The organism is Erwinia sp., from assembly GCF_031978025.1.
In the GTDB taxonomy this organism is placed as follows: Bacteria; Pseudomonadota; Gammaproteobacteria; order Enterobacterales; family Enterobacteriaceae; genus Erwinia.
This window is the reverse complement of record NZ_DALZCD010000412.1, coordinates 1-2,484: the sequence shown is the minus strand read 5'-3', so window position 1 is coordinate 2,484 and position 2,484 is coordinate 1. Positions and strand designations below refer to the sequence as shown.

The following is a 2,484-nucleotide window of genomic DNA, read 5'->3' as shown; positions in this document are numbered from 1 at the left end:
GTGACCGGGGCGCTGAACGATAACTGGCAAATGACCGTGGGCGGCACCCGCTATGTAGCGGAAGATCATGACGGTGAAGCGGTCAATCCTCAGCTGCCGCGCACGTCGCTGAAGCTGTTCACCAGTTATCGTCTGCCGTCGCTCCAGGCGCTGACGATCGGCGGCGGGGTAAACTGGCAAACCCACGTCTGGCAGGATGTGGCCGCACCGGAAGGTAACGGCAGCTGGCACGCAGAGCAGGGCAGCTATGCGCTGGTAAATCTGTTCAGCCGCTATGAAGTGACTAAACAGCTTACGCTTCAGGCCAACATCAATAACCTGTTCGACAAAGAATATGACACCAGCGTAAACCAATATATCGTTTACGGTGAGCCGCGTAATTTCTCATTAACGGCCAGCTATAAATTCTGATCCTGCTTCAGGGAAACAGCTCCTGCGGGGGCTGTTTTTTCAGGGATCGACGGAGCCGTACTTTGCGGCTGCGACTTATGAACGATCCTCATCACGCCATTTTTAAATTCGCTATTCCTTCTTCCTGCTCCCTCAGTTAAAAGTAAATCACCACCCAATGCCTTTGCACAACGGACTCATCAGGGATCGCTATCCCTTTATTACCGCCTTCTGTAAACATATTATCTCAGGGAGAAACCGTGAAAATAACGATGACCGTCGATAACGTTGTTCTGTCAGCCTCGCTAAATAACAGTGAAGCGGCCCGGGACTTTGCCTCTATGCTACCGCTAACCCTCCCGCTAAAAGATTATGCAGCAACGGAAAAAATCAGCGATTTGCCCTCGAGGCTCTCTGTGGCAGGATCGCCTGAGGGCACGTCTGCCGTAAAAGGCGATATCGCTTTTTATGCGCCGTGGGGCAATCTCGCTATTTTTTACCGGGATAGTGGCTATGCTTCCGGACTGATAAAGATCGGGCAGTTTGACGAAGCAAAAAGCGTGCCGTCGGACAAACCGTCCTTTATGGCCAGGTTTGAACTGGCCGAAAAAGCACAGGCCGCCAGCCCGGCTGATAGCGCCACCAGCCAAAACGGCCTTTTATAGGAGGGAGTAAGCGGGAACCCCGCCAGGGTATAAGCTGACGCGGTGAAACTTGCCAGATGGGCTGCTTCAGCTACCCATTCATATCAGGGTTAACGTTGACCTCTGCAAAATACAATCCATCTTTAAACGGAAGAACATGCCTCACGCGGATGGCATTGAGGAAAGCAATATTTGCTCCGATGATGATAATACCCTGAAGTAATATGCAGATATTTCAGGGGAGTAACGCCAGTTTTTCTGACAGCGGACACTGGCCTTTTTGTCAGATAAGATTGCCATAAAGAGGGCCCTTCCAGGCCGCATTGCGCTGAAACAGGCGGCCAACGGGCCGCCTGGTGCTTACACCTGCGCCATGCCGCCATCAACAAACAGCTCGGCCGCATTGATAAAGCTGGCGGCGTCGGAAGCCAGAAAAGCCACGACTTTACCGATTTCTGCCGGTTCGCCCAGCCGACCTAGCGGCACCTGAGCCGCCAGAGAGTCAAACAGTCCCTGTCGCTCTTCTTCACTGGCTAATCCGCCTAAGCCTGGCGTTTTTACCGGGCCGGGGCTGATCGCGTTAACGCGGATCCCACGATCTTTTAAATCCAGCTCCCAGGATCGGGCAAAATTGCGTACGGCCGCCTTGCTGGCGCTATAGACGCTGAACCCGGCCGTACCCTGAACCGACGTGGTGGAAGCGGTCAGGATCACCGACGCGCCATCACTCAGCAGCGGCAGCGCTTTTTGCACCGTAAACAACACGCCGCGCACGTTAGTGCCGAAGATGCGATCGAAATGGGCTTCGGTGATGGCGCCCAGCGGCAGCATATCGCCGCCCCCCGCATTGGCGAGCAGAATATCCAGACGGCCTGCTTTTTGCGAGATAGCAGCGTAAACCTCATCCAGATCGGTCAGAACAGCAGCATCGGCACGGATGCCTGTCGCCCGTGAACCGATGGTGGCGACGGCCGCATCCAGCTCGGCCTGACGCCTTCCGGTAATAAACACCTGTGCCCCCTGGGCCGCCAGCTCCTGCGCAGCGGCCAGACCAATACCTGTAGTACCGCCGGTCACTAATGCGATTTTGCCTTTCAGTGCGTCCATTTTATTCTCCGCTGTTTATTTATGATGGCCCGGCCTGTCCGGGCATGGAAGCACTGTAGCGCTGCCCCGTTTGTTGATAAATCCTGTAAAATGAAAATGACTATCCCTGCACAGAGATAATAAGGGCGAATGATATGGATCAACTGATGGCGATACGGGCCTTCGCCCGCGTGGTGGAAGCGGGTAGCTTTACCCGCGCGGCGGATTCGCTTTCGATGCCAAACGCGACGCTAAGCAAACTGGTCCAGCAGCTGGAAGCGTATCTGGGCATCAGGCTGCTCCAGCGCACCACCCGGCGCGTCACGGTTACGCCAGAGGGACGCGATTACTATGAGAAAACCAC

The 2,484-nt window shown here is 54.9% G+C and carries 4 protein-coding genes; 3 read left to right on the top strand and 1 reads right to left on the bottom strand.

The genetic code is table 11. The annotated features are described in order from the left end of the window. On the top strand, nucleotides 1-411 hold a 411-nt coding region (locus RTK32_RS21105), incomplete at its 5' end, for a TonB-dependent receptor domain-containing protein (protein WP_312047355.1). 239 nt (nucleotides 412-650) lie between these two features. After that, nucleotides 651-1,055 carry a cyclophilin-like fold protein gene (locus RTK32_RS21100; RefSeq protein WP_312047353.1) on the top strand — a complete coding sequence of 135 codons (405 nt, stop codon included), beginning with the start codon at nucleotides 651-653 and terminating at the stop codon, nucleotides 1,053-1,055. A gap of 339 nt (nucleotides 1,056-1,394) precedes the next feature. On the opposite strand, the gene RTK32_RS21095 is transcribed toward RTK32_RS21100, so the two are convergent. Beyond that, nucleotides 1,395-2,141, bottom strand: a complete 747-nt coding sequence (locus RTK32_RS21095; protein WP_312047351.1) for an SDR family oxidoreductase — start codon at nucleotides 2,139-2,141, stop codon at nucleotides 1,395-1,397. Nucleotides 2,142-2,275: 134 nt separating this feature from the next. Between RTK32_RS21095 and RTK32_RS21090 the strand changes: the two genes are divergently transcribed. Next, a partial coding sequence (locus tag RTK32_RS21090) for a LysR family transcriptional regulator (protein ID WP_312047349.1) occupies nucleotides 2,276-2,484 on the top strand: 209 nt, incomplete at its 3' end.

What these genes read in the sequence shown, in the direction of transcription:
- RTK32_RS21095 (WP_312047351.1), bottom strand. Translation starts at nt 2,141, where the DNA reads ATGGACGCACTGAAAGGCAAAATCGCATTAGTGACCGGCGGTACTACA.